This is a genomic window from Lentzea rhizosphaerae, assembly GCF_042649515.1.
GTDB classification, from domain to species: domain Bacteria; phylum Actinomycetota; class Actinomycetes; order Mycobacteriales; family Pseudonocardiaceae; genus Lentzea; species Lentzea aerocolonigenes.
In genome coordinates this window covers 216,781-232,207 of record NZ_JBHRZI010000004.1, presented here as the reverse complement: position 1 = coordinate 232,207, position 15,427 = coordinate 216,781, and the positions used below count along the sequence as shown (strand labels likewise).

The following is a 15,427-nucleotide window of genomic DNA, read 5'->3' as shown; positions in this document are numbered from 1 at the left end:
AACAACCAGGGGCGACACGCCGTGTGCATCCTGACTGTTCAACCTCAGTAGTTTCGCCGACATGTCAAAGAGAGTGTCCACTGTGCTGGTCAACGGCAAGGGCGGGGTGAGCCTCGAAGAGTTCACCTACTTGCTGGGCGTCTGTCAGGCCACACCGGACGACTTCAAGCACCTCCTGGAGTCGAGGGAAAAGTGCTGGCTCCAACTCCTCGAGTTGGTGCTGACGCCGCACGTCCGGACGCTGAACCAGCACGAGCGGATCGCGAAGGAGATCGTGCACTGGAGTTCGCTGTACTTGCCGGGCATGCTGCAAATCGAGCTGTACGCGCGCGCTCTGGCTGAGGGATCCCCATTCATCGAAGCCGAGGGTGTTTCCGCGTGGGTAGCTGAGCGGATGGAACGGCGAAGTATCGTGGCAGCACACCGGAAGTTCGCCTTCTACGTGTACGAACCAGCTCTGTACGCGCCGGTCGGAGGCGCTGACGTGCTGACGCAGCGGCTACAAGGGCAGCATGAACACGGCGCTGTTCCTCGATGACAAGGCATCGATCGAGCTCTACCAGCAAGTGGTGAAGCAGCTGGACAGCGTCGCGCTGAGCGAAGACGACTCGGATGTGCGTCGGAATGCGCCACCCACCTGCCGGTCAGCCCGGCAGCGTGGACGGCGTTCCTGCGGTCGGTCAGTAGCCGCGGTCGGGCATGATCACCCAGAGCACGAGGTAGACGACGAACTGCGGTCCGGGCAGAAGGCAGGACAGCAGGAACAGAATGCGCACCGTGCTCGCCTTCATGCCCCAGCGCTGGGCGAGCCCCGCGCACACACCCGCGATCATCCGGTTGGTCCTGGGCCTGCTCAAAGCAACCTTCGTGGTCATATACCCACAATGCGCCAACTAGTCCACGTGTTGCATCGGGGATGAACCCTGATTTCACCCGGATGAGCTACAGCACGTAACCCCGACGCTCTGACCTGCGACTCCACGGTTGTCCCGCAACCCTTGGGGAGGCCGAGATGAGCATTGACCTTCTCGTCGACGCGGTCTTCGTCGCGGTGTACGTCCCACTGCTCTGGCGCGCGTGGCAGTGGCTGCGCGCCCAAGAGCTCAACGGGCAGCCGTCGCCGTTGCGCAGCGTCACTCTCGCGGAGAGTCCGATCCCGAGGGCTCTGCCGATCGGGGTGCTGGCCACGGCGCATCTCGCCGGCAACCCCATCGCGTTCGGCGCGCTCGGGCTTCTCGTTCTCGTCGCGGGGGAGTCCGCCTGGCGCAACCGCGAACGGTGGGTGCGTCAGCACCTGTGGGCCTTGGGGCGGCTCAGGATTCCGGCGGCGGTCGTCGCGCTCGTCGCGGCCGTGGTGCTCTTCGGTGACACGAAGTCGTTGCGGCAGCCCGGGGTTGGGCTCGCGATGTGGCTGGCGGCCGTGGCGACGGGAGCGAGTGTGTGGTTCGTGACGCGGCGGCTGGTGCTGACGTCGTGGCCGCAGAAGACGTGGCGCAGTGCTCGGCCGGAGCTGGGGTCGTTGATACGGCTCGGGTTGTGCGTGGTGGTCGGCGGGATCGGGTGGGTCTACGGGCCGCGGCAGCTCACGGGGTACGCGGTGGTGCTCGGGGTCGTCGTGTTCCTCGGGCTCGTGTGGGTGGTCTGGGAGCAGGGGGACGCGGAGGCGGCACGCAGCAAGGTCGGTGAGGCGGAACGGGTCAGGGCCAAGGTGGCGATGCGGCCGCCCGCGCCGCAGCGGCCGGCCGTCACGAGGGTCGCGCGGGTGTTGGCGGTGACGCCGCTCGTCTCGCTCGGGATCGCCTACGTGCCGATCGCGTACGAGGCCGACGGGCACGGTGTGCTCACGGCGTTGCGGGTGCTCGTGCTCACCGTCATCGCGGTGTTGTTCGGTGACTGGCTCATGGCCCACAGCGGGAAGGGGCCCTGGCACTCGCCGCACCACTGGTGGTTCACGGCTGCGATCGTCACCACCGCGGGCGCGTCGCTCGTCGCGGTGAACGCGATGGGGCGCACGATGCCGTTGGCGGTGCTGCTGCTGATGTTCGGCGGGCTGTTGCTGAGCGAGGCGCAGCGGTTCGCGGAGACCGTGCCCGTGCCGAAGGGGTTGCTGTTCCTCGGTTTCACGCGCACGCCGGTGGTGCTGCTGATCGTCCTGTGCGTCGCGGTCGGCGGGACGGGCTACCCGACGGACGCCGTGGAGAGCTGGTCGACGAACCTCAGGCAGGTGGTGCGCATGGCGTCGACCGTCATGGCCTTCGAGCCCGCCAGCACCTGAAGCGCGAGGCCGTCGAGCATGCTGACCATCATGTTCGCCAGCTCGACCGGGTCGCCCGGCGCGTGGATGTCGCCGGAGCGCTGGCCGTCGCGGAAGATGCTCGCCACGATGTCGCGCCACTCGCCGTAGAAGCGCTCGTTGAGCTCCTGCAGCTCGGGGTTGCGGATGGCCTCGACCCAGAGCTCGGCCCAGACCTTCCACGCCTCGACGGTCTCCGCGCCCTCCGGCAGGTACGACTCGACGACCATGCGCAGGCGTGAGAGCGGCGGCTCGTCCGACTCGAGGATCCAGCGGCGGCGCGCGACCGACTGTTCGAAGCAGTGCTCGAACGCCGCGTCGGTCAGCTCGCGCTTGGTCTCGAAGTAGTAGTGGACCGTGCCACCGGAGACGCCCGCGTCCTTGGCCACGTCGGAGACGCGGAGGTGGCGGAAGCCCTCGGCCGCGATCACCTTGCAGGTGGACGCGAGGATCTGCGCCTTGCGTTCGGCTTCCACGCTTGGACGGGGCATCCGTCACCTCCTGATTTACCTCGAACCTTACCGAAAGTGGGAACGAAGCTTGCGCTTGTCGACCTTTCCCACTTTCGTCAGAGGGAGCTGCGGAACGATCGTGACGCCTGTGGGCTGGTAAAGATCACCCAGTTCGGCCACCACCGAATCGCGAATCCTGTCGACATCGACATCTTCTTGCCCGTCGGTGACCAGGAAGAGGTGCACGACCTCGCCGAGCGCCTCGTCCGGCCGCCCGACCGCTGCCGCCTGACGGATGCCGGGAAGCGTGACGAGGAAGTCGTCAAGCAGGCGTGAATAGACGTTGTCCGAGGTCCGGCCGGTGACGATGACGTCTTTGCTGCGGTCGTTGAGGTACAGGTAGCCGTCGTCGTCGAAATAGCCCATGTCGCCGGTGTTGAACCAGCCGTCGGCCGTTTCGCTCAACGGCGGTTCGCCCCAATAGCCCTCCATGACGAACGGGCCGCGCACCCACACGTCGCCGTCACGGATCTCGACCTCCATCGCCGGGTCGGGCCTGCCGACCGTGCGCAGGGTTTCCGGGCGGTCGAGATCGATGTCGGCGCCGGGCATCATCGAGATGCCCAGTGCCTCGGTCATGCCGTACCCCTGGTTGACGACCGGGCCCACTTCTCGATCGCCTGGCGCAGCCGCCTCGGGGCGAGTGGCGAGCCGCCGACGAGGACCATGCCGAACTGCGGGCCGGGACAGTCCGGGCGGTCGAGCACCTCGTACAACATCGGTGGCACGAACATCGTCACGGCGATCTTCTCGTCGCGGGCCAGCCGCACGAACGTGTCCGCGTCGAACGTCGACGGGCCCAGCACCAGCTTCGACCCGGTGACCAGCGCGGCCTTCGACATGGAGGCACCGCTGCCGTGGGTGATCAGGGTGTTGCACAGCATGTTCACCGGAGGCATGGACGCACGTGGATCCGTGGCGGCGAGAGGGTTGGGCCGGTGCACCGCGAGCTTCGGCAGCCCGGTGGTGCCCCCTGTGTAGGCGACGGTGGCGAAGTCCGGGGCCGGGGTGCGTTCGACGGGGTCGCCGGGCAGGTCCTGGAGGTGCCAGCCGTCGATCTGCGTGCCGAACGACGGGTCGACGACCACTCCGGCGACCTCTGCCCGTTCGACGAGGGCCTTGAGCTCGGCGGGACCGGGCTCCGGCGGCACGTACACGAGCCGGCCGCCGAGCAGGTGGACGGCGAGGTTCAACAGAACTGCCTCGGGGGTGTTGCCGACGTACACCGCCACGCCGTCGCCCGGCTTCACGCCGCGTTGGACGAGACCGTCCGCGAGCCGGAACAGCAGGTCGCGTGCCTGGGAGCGGGTGAGTCTGGTGTCGCCACCGATCACCGCTTCACGTTCGCCGTCTGTGGAGAGCCGCTGCAACACAAGATCGACGTAGGTCATACCTTCTGTCTACTCCTGGGCCTCGTAGGCTGATCGGGTGGTCGCACCCCCCATTGCGCCGGAATCGCCGGAATTGCCCGCTCGCAAGCGCCGAGTGAGCCCGCCGGTGCTGTTGCGCGTGGCACTCGCCGTCGCTGGCGGCGTGCTGATCTACCTGAGCTTCCCGCCGCGCCCGCTGTGGTTCCTGGCGCCCGTCGGGTTCGCGTTGCTCGCCTGGACGATCCACGAACGGCGCGTGCGGGCCGGGTTCGGCTACGGGCTGCTGTTCGGGCTCGGGTTCATGGTGCCGCTGCTGCGGTGGACCGGTGAGTTCGTCGGGCTGATCGCGTGGCTGCCGCTGGCGCTGGCGTGCGCGCTGATGATCTCCATCGGCACGGCCGCGATGGCGTTCGCGTCGCGCGTGCCGGGGTGGCCGTTGTGGGCGGCGTTGCTGTGGGTGGCCGACGAGGCGTTGCGCGGGGTGTTCCCGTTCGGCGGCTTCACCTGGGGCAAGATCGCGTTCGGTCAGCCGGAGGGCTGGTACCTGCCGCTGGCCTCGCTCGGCGGGGCGCCGCTGGTGTCGTTCGCGGTGGTGCTGACCGGGTTCGGGCTGTTCTGGGTCCTCAAGAACTGGAAGCTCGGCGTGCCGTTGTTCCTGGTGCCGCTGCTGGCAGGGCTGGTCGTGCCCGTCGGGGTCGACGCCTCGGCCGGGACCGTCACCGTCGCCGCGATCCAGGGCAACGTGCCGCGCGCCGGGCTCGACTTCAACGCGCAGCGCCGGGCCGTGCTCGACAACCACGTGAAGAAGACCATCGAGCTGGCCGCGGACGTCGCCGCGGGCAAGGTGAAGCAGCCGGACATCGTGATCTGGCCGGAGAACTCGTCCGACATCGACCCGTTCCGCAACGTCGACGCGGCGGCGGCGATCGACGCGGCCGCCGACGCGATCAAGGCGCCGATCGCTGTCGGTGCCGTGGTGGTCGACCGGAAGGACGGGCTGCCGCGCAACACCGTGGTGCTGTGGGAGCCGGGCAAGGGGCCGACGGACACCTACACCAAGCGCAAGCTCCAGCCGTTCGGCGAGACGATGCCGATGCGGTCGTTCTTCCGGCTGTTCACGTCCACCGTGGACCGTGCGGGGGTGTTCCAGCCCGGTTCGGACCCGGACGGTTTCGTCATGGGGCCCGCGAAGGTCGCGATTGACACATGTTACGAAGTGGCGTTCGACTCAGTGGTCCGCGACTCCGTGACGGCCGGCGCGACGATCATCGCGATCCCGACGAACAACGCCACGTTCGGGTACACGGAGATGACCTACCAGCAGCTTTCCATGTCGCGACTGCGTGCCGTCGAGCACGGCAGGGCAGTGGTCGTGGCGGCCACGTCGGGGGTCAGCGCGATCGTCGAACCCGACGGTTCCGTCACTCAGAAGACTGGCTTGTTCGTGCCCGGTGCCCTGGTCGCGGAGCTGCCACTCCGGTCGCAGACTACGCTGGCGACTTGGCTAGGAGCCTGGCCCGAGTGGGTGATGACCGCTGCGGGCCTTGCCGCGTTGGCGCTGGGCTTCGCACGACGACGGAAGGACTCGAATGGCGCAGCAGCCTGACCAGGAACTCGGGCAGGTGCTGGTGGTGATCCCGACCTACAACGAGCGGGACAACATCGGAAAGATCGTCAAGAGACTGCACACGGCACTGCCCGAGGTGCACGTGCTGGTGGTCGACGACGGCAGCCCCGATGGCACCGGCCAGCTCGCCGACGAGATGGCGGCCGCCGACGAGCGGGTCCACGTCATGCACCGCACCGAGAAGGCCGGCCTGGGCGCCGCGTACGTCGCCGGCTTCCAGTGGGCGCTGGCCCGTGACTACGGCGTCGTGTGCGAAATGGACGCCGACGGCTCGCACGCCCCCGAGCAGCTGCACCGCCTGCTGGACGCGCTGCCGAAGGCCGACCTGGTGCTCGGCTCGCGCTGGGTGCCCGGCGGCGAGGTCGTGAACTGGCCGGCGAAGCGCAAGCTGCTGTCGCTGGGCGGCTCGCTGTACTCGCGGCTCGCGCTGGGCGCGTCGATCCGCGACATGACGGGCGGCTACCGGGCGTTCCGCGCGGACACCCTGCGCAAGCTGAACCTCGTCTCGGTCGCGTCGGCCGGCTACTGCTTCCAGATCGACCTGCTGTGGCGGACGCTGGAGCTCGGCTTCCGCGTGCGCGAGGTGCCGATCACGTTCCAGGAGCGCGAGTTCGGCGAGTCGAAGATGAGCGGCAACATCGTCCGCGAGGCGCTGATCCGCGTGACGAAGTGGGGCCTGCGCCGCCGCGGCACGCAGCTCAAGGAGCTGTTCACGGGCAAGAAGAAGTAGCACCGTCCACCTCGGACCGTCCACACCGGGCGGTCCGAGGTCGTTTCTGGCCGATCGCGGTTGCGGACTGGGCGCTCGACCAGGTGCTGGACGCCCGACCTCGCCACCATCACGCCACCTCCGCTCCGTCCTTTGGTGCACGCGGGGAGCTTTCGTTCGCTCAGGCGACACGGAAGGGCCCCGCGTGCGTCCGCGCCTCCGCGCTTTACGATTCAAAATCGATGCGACGGAGGTGAGCGGTGGAGTGGAGTGCTGGAGCGGTCGCGCGGATGCTCGGCATCTCGCCCACGACCCTGCGCACGTGGGACCGCCGTTACGGACTAGGTCCCAGCACACGGCACGAGGGCAAGCATCGCCGCTACAGCGAAGATGACGTCGCACGGCTGAAGAGCATGGTCGAGCTGACGAACTCGGGTGTGGCGCCCGCGTCGGCCGCCGCGTCCCTGGTGCCGTCCGGTGACCTCGACTTCGAGGGGGCCGCCGACCAGCTCGACGCGGCGAGGATGCGCAGGGTGGCTGTCGGGCTGATCGCGCGCCACGGTGTTGTGCACACGTGGGACGCGGTGTTGATGCCGTTCCTCGTCGAGATGGGCGAGCGGGTCTCGTCGCAGGCCTGCGGGGTCGAGGTCGAGCACGTCGCGAGCGGGAGCATCTCCGACGCGATGCGGGTGTCCGGGGTCGCGGTGGGGGCGCCTTCGGCGTTGCTGGCGTGTGCGCCGGACGAGCAGCACAGCCTGCCCCTGGACGTGCTCGCGGCGGCGCTCGCCGAGCAGGGGTGCGTGTCGCGCAACCTCGGCGCCCGCGTTCCGGCGGCCGCGCTGGTGAGCGCTGTGACGCGGGTGGGGCCGCGGATCGTCTTCGTGTGGGCACACGACCGGGTGTATGCGGACCAGGTGCCGCTGACCGAGATCAACAGTGTCCCGGTGCTGGTGGGCGGGCCGGGATGGGACGGCGTGGCGTTGCCGGAGGGCGTTCAGCGCGTGGACACGCTCCTGACCGCAGTTGAAACGATTTTGAATCGAATCTAGACTCCGGGGCATGAGCCTCGCCGACCGCATGATCCGCCTCGCGTGGGCGGTGGGAGGCGAGGACGTGGCCGAGCGCGTTCTGCGCGCGCACTGGCGGCTGTTGCCGTCCGACGACCCTGCCGGCCGTGCGTTGCGCGGACGGCTGGTCGAGGTGCTCGCGCGTGAGGTGCCCGGCCGGTGGGACGCGATCCGCCAGGCCGTGCTCGCCGACGAACTGACCCTGCTCGACGACGCCGAACGGGCGGCCCCCAGCCGCGCCACGGTGCTCGCCATCATCCGCGCCCTGCCTGTCGGGAGTTCTTCATGACCACGTTGCCGTTGCGCCACCACCCCGTGCGGGTCCTGTTCGTGTTCGTCGCGGCGGTCGTGGCGACCGCCGTGGTGGGATCGCTGTTCTCGGTGTCGGCGGGTGACGAGTACCTCGGCCTGCAGCGGCCGTCCTGGGCGCCGCCCGCCTGGCTGTTCGGTCCGGTGTGGACGGTGCTGTACGCGTTGATCGCGCTGTCCGGGTGGCTGGCGTGGCGCAACGGTGCCGGGCGCGGTGAGCTGACGATGTTCGGCGTGCAGCTCGTGTTGAACGCGCTGTGGACGCCGTTGTTCTTCGGGCTCGGCTGGTACGCGGTCGCGTTCGCGGAGATCGTGCTGCTGTGGCTGTCGATCGTGGCGTTGGCGGTCGTGTTCTGGTGGCGCAGCAGGACGGCCGCGCTGCTGCTGGTGCCCTATCTGGCGTGGGTGAGCTTCGCCGGCGCTCTCAATGTGTCGATCGCGGCGCTCAACTAAGCACCTGGTCAGAAGGCTTGTCCGACACCTATGAGGCTCGTGGTGCCGAGTGCGTCTGCAAGTACCACCAACTCTTGATCGAATCGCCGCTACCTGCACCCAACCCGCTCGTCGCCGGCTGTGCCGCACGGCCCTGTTGGTAGTAGGGAAGTGCCTGTTGATGTTGAGTTGGAAGCTTCTATGTCAAGCGGTGGCGGGTAGTTCGCTGTTTGTGCTGGCCAGGTCGGTGATGAGTGCTTTGTAGACGACGTCGGACAGGTGGCGTTTGAGGGCGCGGAGCGCGGCTTTGCGGGTCGCGTGCGGGCGGCGTTGCAGGTATCGGTCGAGGTAGTCACGGGCGGGCTGGTGGCGGCGTAGCTGGGTGATGGCCATGCGGTGCAGGGCGGCGTTGAGTTGCCGGTTCCCGCCGCGGGACAGCCGGAACGTCGGTTTGTTGCCGGTCCAGATCGGGATCGGCGCGGTGCCGTTGTGCGCGGCGAAGGCCGCGCTGGTGGGGAACCGGGTGATGCCGCCGGTCTCGCCGATGATTTTCGCGGCGGTGAGCACGCCGATCCCGGTCAGGTCGAGCAGGGTGGGCGCCATCGGCCGGACGAGCTCGCCGATGCGCCGCTCGAGTTCGCGGACGCGGCGGGTCAGTGCGGTGATGTCGGCCAGCAGCTCGTCCGCCAGGGCCTGGCGGACCGAGACGGGCAGGGCCCGCAGCCGCTCGGACAGTCGCTGCCGGCCGCGGACGCTGGTCAGGGTGGCGGTGGCCTCCAGGGCGGGGTCGAGGTCGTGCAGGTGCCAGCGCAGCCGGTTGATCGTCGCGGTGCGCTGCTCGACCAGGGTGTCGTGGTGGTCGGTGAGCAGCCGGACATCCAGTGCGTCCTGGTCGAGGTGCGCGACCGGCAGGTCGTCCTCACGCAGGGCGGCGCGGGCGACGGCGAGCGCGTCGATCGGGTCGGACTTGCCGCGCGTGCGGGCCGAGGAGCGGGCGCGGGCCATGAGCTTGGGCGGCACCAGCACCACTCGCTGCCCGGCGGCGAGCAGGTAGCGGATCAGGCCACCGGCCAGGCCGCGGCCGTCTTCGACCGCCCACAGCACCTCCCGGGCCTGGCCTCGCGCCCAGGCCAGCAGCCCGAGCCAGTTCTCCGGCCGCGCGCCGACCGTACGCTGGGTCAGCCTGCGGCCGACCGCGTCAGCGGTGACCGCAGTGAGCGTTGACTTGTGCGGATCGATCCCACAGACCACCATCGACACTCGTGTTCGTCCTCTCAGCCAAGGGAGACAGCACATTCCCTCGGACCGGCTGGACGACACACCTCAGTCGAGGCTGGTACAGCGTCTAGGCCACGCTTCTATCAAGTCAGGCCGGCCGGTCCGAGGACCCTGGTCGCGGTGGACATTTCCAACACAAGCCACCCGTTACCGGGGGCGTGGTACTTGAGAGTCACCCCACGACCAGGGCCGGACACTAACCACTGATCACCAGCGGCGACACCAACTCTGACACTGAGTGGTACTTGCAGACGCCATCAGAGCCGGAGGCACGTCCGGCGGGCGAGTAACGGACGAAACTTCTGCAGGTGCTTAACGGCCGGCGAAGCTCACGCGGTCACGCGGTGGCCGGGATGAACTCGCGCAGCACCTCCATGCCGCTGACCGCGGGCGCTCCCGACGGCTCGGGGCCGAGCACGCGGGCGAGGACGGGACCCAGCACCTCGCGGAAGAAGCGGTCCGCGTGGTCCTTCGAGTCCCACACGGCGATGATCTGGAACTTGCCGTCGGCCTGGCAGGCGTAGCGGGCGCGCAGGCCGTCCGGGACGACCGAGCCCATGATCTTGTCGAGCTGCTCGAGGGAGTCGGTCGGCGGGGTCGCGATGGTGAGCCACATGGTGTTCCTCCTGAAGTCGGTGTGACTTCAACCTAGGAACTTCGCGCTGGTCAGCCATCCGCCGGAGTACTCGCCCTGGTACTCATCCACGCCGCGATCTGGCTGCGGGTGCTGAAGCCGAGCTTGGTGAGGATGTGCTGGACGTGGTTCTGCGCGGTGCGTTCGGAGATCACGAGCCGCCGCGCGATCTGGCGGTTCGTCATGCCCTCGGTGACCAGCGACGCGACCTCGTGTTCACGGCTGCTCAGCTCCACCGTCGTGAACGCGGTCATGCCCAGGGAACGGATCGCGCGGTCGGCGGCGCGCTGCACGGCGTCCGCGTCCTCGCCCCGTGCGCGCAACGCGGCGGCGAGGTGCCAGCGGGCCTCCGCCGCGAACGCCTGGGCGCCTGCCCGCGACGCCTCGTCGACGGCGGTGGCGAGGTCGGTGACGGCCTGGTCGAGGTCACCGAGCGCCAGGTGGCCGCGGCCCAGCGCGAGGGACACCGGGCCCATGTACGCGACACCGTTGCCTGCCGCGTGCTCGCCGCGGAACTCCTCGAGTCTCGGCAGCACCAGCTTCAGGTCGTCGGTCAGGTCCAGGCCCGACGTCACCAGCACGGCGTCGACGAGACCGGGCAGCACGAAGAACGCGGGCAGGTCCCACTCGCCGGGCGGGCCGGTGCGGCGGTACCACTCCAGCGCTTCGTCGCGAAAACCCGCGCGCAGCAACAGGAACGCCCGCGTCACCTTCGCCATCAGGCGGAAGCGCGGTGGTGGGTCGTGGAAGTGGCGGGCGAGGGCGAGCCCGTCCTCGGAGACGGGGAGGTGGCACGCGAGTCCGCACTGCAGGGCGAAGTACGCGCCGGACGCCGGTTCGCGCTCGATCACCCGCATGCGGTCGTAGGCGCGCCTGCCGACCTCCTGCGCCTCGGCGAACCGGCCCTGCGCCTGGGAGAGGCACGCCGTCACGACGTCCAGGTGCCACTGCGGGACCTGGCCGCCCACGCGGTCGCACGCGAGCCGCAGAGCAGGCAGTTCCTCTTGCGCGGCAGCGAGTTCACCGCTCTCGATCAACGCGTGGATCCGCCACAGCGAACCCCACATCGCGCCGCGCGGGCTGCGGGTGCGCTGCGCCAGGTCGATCATCTCGGTGGCGAGCCCGAGCCGTTCCGCGCGGCCCGCCGGTCCCGGACAGGCCTCCTGCCTCGCGTGCAGGGCCTCGGCGAGCGCGCGGTCGTCGCCGCTGCGCCGGGCCTCCTCGAGGGCGTCGCGGCTGAGCTCGTCGAGACGGTGCTGCTCGCCGCGGTAGAACGCGAGGTGACTGCGCTGGGCGAGCAGCCGGGCGCGGGTGGCGGGGCTGACGTCGTGGCGCAACGCGTTGTCGCACAACGGGGTCGCGACCGCGTTCACCCCCGCGCCGGGGGCGGCTTCGAGGACCAGCGCGGCTTCGGCGATCTGCTCGGGCGTCCGCGCCAGCTCGGCGGCGCGCTGGGCGGCCTGGACGCATCCCGTGAGATCGCCCGCGAAGTACGCGGCCTTGCCCAACGCCACCTGGATCTCGTGGCTGTCCTCCAGCGACGCGGCGACGCGGTAGAGGCGGGCGCCCTCCTCGTAGGCCAGCCGTTCGACGGCGTCCCCGGCGGCCCGGATCGTCCACGCGAGGGCTTCTTTCGTGGCACCGCAGGCGTTCCAGTGCCGAGCGACGTCGGCGTAGTGCGTGCTGTCCGTCATCGCCTCGGCGATCCGGCGGTGGATCGCACGGCGTTCCGCGGTGGTCAGCGAGGCCTCGACAGCGTCACGGGTCAGTGCGTGCACGAACCGGTGCCCGGTCGCGTCGATCAGGGTCGTGGCCTCGTCCAGCGCGCTGATCGGCCGGCCGGACGCCGTGGCGGCGAGGTCCAGATCGAAGTCGCGGCCGATCAGCGCGGCCGTTCTGACCAGCTCGCGGGTGTCGTCACCGAGCCTCGCCAGGCGGGCGGTGACGATGTCGCGGACGCTGCGCGGTGGCTGGTCGGCCCGCCAGGTGCCGTCGGCGACCGCGCGGGCGATCTCCGTGACGAACAACGGGTTCCCGCTGGTCAGTGACGTGACGGCGGCAGCGTGCTCAGGCCCGACGAGCTCGGCGACCTCGTTCGCGGACAAGCCGTGCAGGTCGATGCGGACGGCGGAGCGCATGAGGTCCGCGACGGCGGGGCACGGGTCGCGGAAGGTCGCGAAGATCAGGACGTTGCGCTGCAGCGTGGCGAGGTGCGCGAGGACGAGCAACGACGCCTCGTCCGCCCAGTGCACGTCCTCGACGACGATGACCAGGCCGTCGCGGTCCAGCGCGGTCGCGATCGCGTCGAACACCCGGAACCGGTCCTGCGGCACCTCGGCGTCGTGCGCGAGCACCACGTCCGGGTCGGCGCCGACCGCCTTGAGCACCTGCCGCCACGGCCAGAACGCCGGTGCGCCGGCGGTTTCGACGCAGTGTCCCCACACGACCTGACGGCCCAGCGCGAGCGCGTGCCCCGCGAGCTCCTGCGCCAGCCTGGTCTTGCCGATGCCCGGCTCGCCGCCGCACAGCACCAGCCCACCGGTCGCCGCGTCCAGCCGCGATCGCACCAGCGCGAGCTCCCGGCCGCGTCCCACCACCTTCACGTCCCGGATATCGCGCAAACCCCGGGAGGTGTTTCGCCGAAATTCGGTTGAGAGGTCTCGCGTGCGACGCCATGATATCGGTGTTCGCGCAGCTCAAAGGCATGAGAAATGCATTTGAGCAATGGTGGAGATGGGGCTGTGGAGCCCCGCCCGTCTGTAAAACGGGAGCTGACGCAAAGGCGGTTCGACTCCGTCCTCCACCACCAGCCGTTGCGCCACCGGGGTGACCCCGGGCAACGACTCCGTTCCTCCTCACGACCTAGTAGAGGAGGAAGGGGAGTCACCATGTCGATCGATGTCCAGCAGCCGAGGCCGCTCGGTCTGGTCGGGAGCCACGTCCAGATCGCCGGTACCGCGGGCGGTGCGTTCGAGGCGCAGTTCAACTACCGGATCCACGAGGGACACGACGAGGTCACCGGCGGGTTCATGGCCGGTGACGGGATCGGCGGCCACGGCCAGTTCCAGATCAGCGTCGACGTCTCCGGCGCGTCGTTCGCGCTCGACCGGCTCTTCGTCGAGGTGTTCTGGCCGTCGCCCGAGGACGGCGCCGAGCTCGACAAGGTCATCGTGCCGGTCGTGTACGGGCCGCGGATCGTGCCCGGCTACCGCGTGTACCTGGAGTACACGATCCAGCCCGGCGACACGTTGTCCGCGATCAGCCTGCAGTTCTACGGCAACGCCAACCTCTACACGCGGCTGGTGCGGGCGAACCCGCACGTGATCACGAACCCGAACGTGATCCATCCCGGGGATGTGATCCGAATTCCGCAGGCATGACCTCGTGACGACCGGAGTCCACGACGGGATCGCGCAGCTCGAAGTGCACGATCCCGTTCTCCTCCCACACCACCTCGCCGAGGGACTCCCACAGGTCCAGGGCGCCGGGGGAGTGGCGGTAGGCGTGCAGGTAGATCGAGTGATAACCACCGTCGGCCTGCGCGAAGGCCAGCAGCTCGGCCACCATCGCCCGAGCGAGGCCGCGCCGCCGGTGCTCCGGCCGCACGTACACCCGCCGCACCTGCGCGGTCGCTCCGGACGGGTACCGCTGCGCGAGCCAGCCGGGTTCTCGTGGTCCGCGCGAGTCCAGGGCCGCGGTCCCGGCGACCGTGCCGTCCCGCCGGTCGATCGCGACCACCAGGGTGTGCCGCCGCGGCGCCAGGTAGTGGCCGGTCAGGTCGATGACGTCGTCGTGCCACTGCGGCACGTAGCCGGTGCCGAAGTCGCGGTACAGCGCGTCGAGCATGACCGACCGCGCGTCCCCGAGGTCCTCCGCCGTCGCCACCTTGATGCCATAGTTGTGCACTTGCCCATGATATGCAGCTGAGCGGGTTGTCCGGACGTGATCACGACCGGGTGAGGCTGTGGACCGACCGCGAGTTCGGGAAGCTCTGGCTCGCCAGGGTGATCTCGAACGCCGGGTCCGCGGTGTCGGGCGTCGCGCTGCCCGTCCTCATGTACTCGCTCACCGGCAGCGCCGTGCACACGGGCGCTCTCGCGGCTCTCACGGCCGCGCCCTATCTGGTGTTCGGGCTGCCCGCGGGAGCGCTCGTCGACCGCATGCACCGGCGCACGGTCATGGTCGTCACCGACCTCGTCAGCGCCGCGCTGCTCGTGAGCGTGCCGGTGGCCGCCGCGGCCGGCGCGCTGACCCCGGTCCACCTGCTCGTGGTGGCCGGGGGAGTGGCGAGCGTGACCGTGTGGTTCGACGCGGCCAACTTCGGTGCCGTGCCCGCGCTCGTCGGCAACGACAACCTCGTCCGGGCCAACAGTGCGATCTGGAGCGCATCGACCGCCGTGCACATCGCGGCACCGTCGGTCGCGGGCGTGCTGATCGCGGTGATCGGGCCGGCGGGGACGATGGCGCTCGACGCGCTGAGCTTCGCGGTGTCCGCGGTGCTGGTCCGGATGATCCTCAGGCCGCTCAACCAGCGACGGGAACCCCGGATCTCTCTCCGGGCGGACATCAGGGAAGGGCTCGAGTTCCTCTGGAGGGACCCCACAGTCCGGCTCTTCACCGCCTTGGGCGTCGGTCAGGCCGTCAACGGCGGTGCGGTGTCGGGACTTCTCGTCGTGTACGCGTTCCGGGTGTTCGACGTGCCCGAGAACGACGCGCGGATCGGGGTGTTGTTCAGCGCGCTGGCGGCCGGGTCGTTCGCGGCGATCGTCGTCATGCCCAAGATCAGCGACGCCTGCTCGCCCCGTCACGTCACGACGATCGGGCTCTCCGCCGGGGTGGTCGTGACGGCGTCGCTCGTGGGCGTGCACCTGTGGGAGCTGGCCGTGATCAGCACGGCGCTGTGGGGCCTGACCTCGACGATCGTGATAGTCAACGGCATCACGGTCCGCCAGATGATCACCCCTGATCATCTCCAGGGGAGGGTGAACCTGGTGGGGCGCATGCTGACCTTCGGTGTGGGGCAGCCCCTCGGGGCGATGGCGGGTGGAGTGATCGCCGACGCGCTGTCCGTCCAGACCGCCCTGGTGATCACGGCGTTACCGCTCGTGCTCGCGGCGGCGATCGGGTGGTCGCAGCTGAAGCCCGCGCCCGGCCGTGAGTTGGGACACGGGCTCAAGTGAAGCTGTGCCGAGGACC

Annotated in this window: 16 protein-coding genes, 1 tRNA gene and 1 pseudogene; 10 read left to right on the top strand and 8 right to left on the bottom strand. The window is 69.5% G+C overall.

All coding sequences use genetic code 11. From position 1 onward, the window contains the following. Nucleotides 1-82: 82 nt before the first annotated feature. Nucleotides 83-538: a Scr1 family TA system antitoxin-like transcriptional regulator gene (locus tag ACFOWZ_RS02650; protein ID WP_382368012.1), complete on the top strand. Its 456-nt coding sequence runs from the start codon at nt 83-85 to the stop codon at nt 536-538. Between the two features lie 142 nt (nt 539-680). On the opposite strand, the gene ACFOWZ_RS02645 is transcribed toward ACFOWZ_RS02650, so the two are convergent. After that, nucleotides 681-875, bottom strand: coding sequence for a PspC domain-containing protein (locus ACFOWZ_RS02645; RefSeq protein ID WP_382368009.1), 195 nt, complete (start codon nt 873-875; stop codon nt 681-683). A gap of 137 nt (nt 876-1,012) precedes the next feature. Between ACFOWZ_RS02645 and ACFOWZ_RS02640 the strand changes: the two genes are divergently transcribed. Then, nucleotides 1,013-2,275 (top strand): hypothetical protein, encoded by a 1,263-nt coding sequence (locus ACFOWZ_RS02640; RefSeq protein ID WP_382368006.1) that lies wholly within the window; start codon nt 1,013-1,015, stop codon nt 2,273-2,275. Here the strand turns inward: ACFOWZ_RS02640 and ACFOWZ_RS02635 are convergent. The 3 genes and pseudogenes from ACFOWZ_RS02635 to ACFOWZ_RS02625 form a co-directional block, all read right to left on the bottom strand. Then, nucleotides 2,179-2,784 (bottom strand): TetR/AcrR family transcriptional regulator, encoded by a 606-nt coding sequence (locus tag ACFOWZ_RS02635; protein WP_081902403.1) that lies wholly within the window; start codon nt 2,782-2,784, stop codon nt 2,179-2,181. The two genes, ACFOWZ_RS02640 and ACFOWZ_RS02635, sit on opposite strands and share 97 nt — an antisense overlap. A 27-nt stretch (nt 2,785-2,811) precedes the next feature. Then, nucleotides 2,812-3,171: an AMP-binding enzyme gene (locus ACFOWZ_RS02630; protein ID WP_382368291.1), complete on the bottom strand. Its 360-nt coding sequence runs from the start codon at nt 3,169-3,171 to the stop codon at nt 2,812-2,814. 111 nt (nt 3,172-3,282) lie between these two features. Further along, nucleotides 3,283-4,196: pseudogene (locus tag ACFOWZ_RS02625) on the bottom strand (class I adenylate-forming enzyme family protein); the annotation flags it as partial. Nucleotides 4,197-4,302: 106 nt separating this feature from the next. On the opposite strand from ACFOWZ_RS02625, the gene lnt reads away from it, so the two are divergent. The 5 genes from lnt (at nt 4,303) to ACFOWZ_RS02600 (ending at nt 8,340) form a co-directional block, all read left to right on the top strand. After that, the gene (gene lnt, locus ACFOWZ_RS02620) at nt 4,303-5,781 is read left to right on the top strand and encodes an apolipoprotein N-acyltransferase (protein ID WP_382368003.1); all 1,479 of its coding nucleotides are present in this window, start codon (nt 4,303-4,305) and stop codon (nt 5,779-5,781) included. Next, complete coding sequence (locus tag ACFOWZ_RS02615; protein ID WP_382368000.1) at nt 5,765-6,532, top strand: polyprenol monophosphomannose synthase; 768 nt, start codon at nt 5,765-5,767, stop codon at nt 6,530-6,532. Before lnt ends, ACFOWZ_RS02615 begins: the two co-directional genes overlap by 17 nt. A 239-nt stretch (nt 6,533-6,771) precedes the next feature. Continuing rightward, the gene (locus ACFOWZ_RS02610; protein ID WP_382367997.1) at nt 6,772-7,560 is read left to right on the top strand and encodes a MerR family transcriptional regulator; all 789 of its coding nucleotides are present in this window, start codon (nt 6,772-6,774) and stop codon (nt 7,558-7,560) included. A 10-nt stretch (nt 7,561-7,570) separates the two neighbouring features. Then, on the top strand, nt 7,571-7,867 hold the full coding sequence (locus tag ACFOWZ_RS02605) for a hypothetical protein (protein WP_382367994.1): 297 nt from the start codon (nt 7,571-7,573) through the stop codon (nt 7,865-7,867). After that, nucleotides 7,864-8,340: a TspO/MBR family protein gene (locus ACFOWZ_RS02600; RefSeq protein WP_382367991.1), complete on the top strand. Its 477-nt coding sequence runs from the start codon at nt 7,864-7,866 to the stop codon at nt 8,338-8,340. Before ACFOWZ_RS02605 ends, ACFOWZ_RS02600 begins: the two co-directional genes overlap by 4 nt. A gap of 183 nt (nt 8,341-8,523) precedes the next feature. Here the strand turns inward: ACFOWZ_RS02600 and ACFOWZ_RS02595 are convergent, their stop codons facing one another. From ACFOWZ_RS02595 to ACFOWZ_RS02585, 3 genes are all read right to left on the bottom strand, one after another. Then, complete coding sequence (locus tag ACFOWZ_RS02595; RefSeq protein ID WP_382367988.1) at nt 8,524-9,573, bottom strand: IS110 family transposase; 1,050 nt, start codon at nt 9,571-9,573, stop codon at nt 8,524-8,526. A 361-nt stretch (nt 9,574-9,934) separates the two neighbouring features. Further along, entirely contained in the window at nt 9,935-10,213 is a 279-nt protein-coding gene (locus ACFOWZ_RS02590) for a hypothetical protein (RefSeq protein WP_382367985.1), read from the bottom strand. A 50-nt stretch (nt 10,214-10,263) separates the two neighbouring features. Beyond that, a complete protein-coding gene (locus ACFOWZ_RS02585) occupies nt 10,264-12,834 on the bottom strand; it encodes an ATP-binding protein (RefSeq protein WP_382367982.1) in 2,571 nt (856 codons plus the stop codon). A 123-nt stretch (nt 12,835-12,957) separates the two neighbouring features. On the opposite strand from ACFOWZ_RS02585, the gene ACFOWZ_RS02580 reads away from it, so the two are divergent. After that, nucleotides 12,958-13,040 (top strand) — tRNA-Tyr (locus ACFOWZ_RS02580). A 79-nt stretch (nt 13,041-13,119) separates the two neighbouring features. Beyond that, entirely contained in the window at nt 13,120-13,611 is a 492-nt protein-coding gene (locus ACFOWZ_RS02575) for a Gmad2 immunoglobulin-like domain-containing protein (RefSeq protein WP_382367979.1), read from the top strand. On the opposite strand, the gene ACFOWZ_RS02570 is transcribed toward ACFOWZ_RS02575, so the two are convergent. Next, nucleotides 13,556-14,137: a GNAT family N-acetyltransferase gene (locus ACFOWZ_RS02570; RefSeq protein WP_382367976.1), complete on the bottom strand. Its 582-nt coding sequence runs from the start codon at nt 14,135-14,137 to the stop codon at nt 13,556-13,558. The genes ACFOWZ_RS02575 and ACFOWZ_RS02570 overlap by 56 nt on opposite strands. A 50-nt stretch (nt 14,138-14,187) precedes the next feature. On the opposite strand from ACFOWZ_RS02570, the gene ACFOWZ_RS02565 reads away from it, so the two are divergent. After that, nucleotides 14,188-15,411, top strand: a complete 1,224-nt coding sequence (locus ACFOWZ_RS02565) for an MFS transporter (RefSeq protein WP_382367973.1) — start codon at nt 14,188-14,190, stop codon at nt 15,409-15,411. The last annotated feature ends 16 nt before the right edge of the window (nt 15,412-15,427 follow it).

Excerpts from the sequence above, each read along its gene's own strand:
- ACFOWZ_RS02645 (WP_382368009.1), bottom strand. The coding sequence starts at position 875 with ATGACCACGAAGGTTGCTTTGAGCAGGCCCAGGACCAACCGGATGATC.
- ACFOWZ_RS02640 (WP_382368006.1), top strand. The coding sequence starts at position 1,013 with ATGAGCATTGACCTTCTCGTCGACGCGGTCTTCGTCGCGGTGTACGTC.
- ACFOWZ_RS02635 (WP_081902403.1), bottom strand. The coding sequence starts at position 2,784 with ATGCCCCGTCCAAGCGTGGAAGCCGAACGCAAGGCGCAGATCCTCGCG.
- ACFOWZ_RS02630 (WP_382368291.1), bottom strand. The coding sequence starts at position 3,171 with ATGGGCTATTTCGACGACGACGGCTACCTGTACCTCAACGACCGCAGC.
- ACFOWZ_RS02615 (WP_382368000.1), top strand. The coding sequence starts at position 5,765 with ATGGCGCAGCAGCCTGACCAGGAACTCGGGCAGGTGCTGGTGGTGATC.
- ACFOWZ_RS02605 (WP_382367994.1), top strand. The coding sequence starts at position 7,571 with ATGAGCCTCGCCGACCGCATGATCCGCCTCGCGTGGGCGGTGGGAGGC.
- ACFOWZ_RS02600 (WP_382367991.1), top strand. The coding sequence starts at position 7,864 with ATGACCACGTTGCCGTTGCGCCACCACCCCGTGCGGGTCCTGTTCGTG.
- ACFOWZ_RS02595 (WP_382367988.1), bottom strand. The coding sequence starts at position 9,573 with ATGGTGGTCTGTGGGATCGATCCGCACAAGTCAACGCTCACTGCGGTC.
- ACFOWZ_RS02590 (WP_382367985.1), bottom strand. The coding sequence starts at position 10,213 with ATGTGGCTCACCATCGCGACCCCGCCGACCGACTCCCTCGAGCAGCTC.
- ACFOWZ_RS02575 (WP_382367979.1), top strand. The coding sequence starts at position 13,120 with ATGTCGATCGATGTCCAGCAGCCGAGGCCGCTCGGTCTGGTCGGGAGC.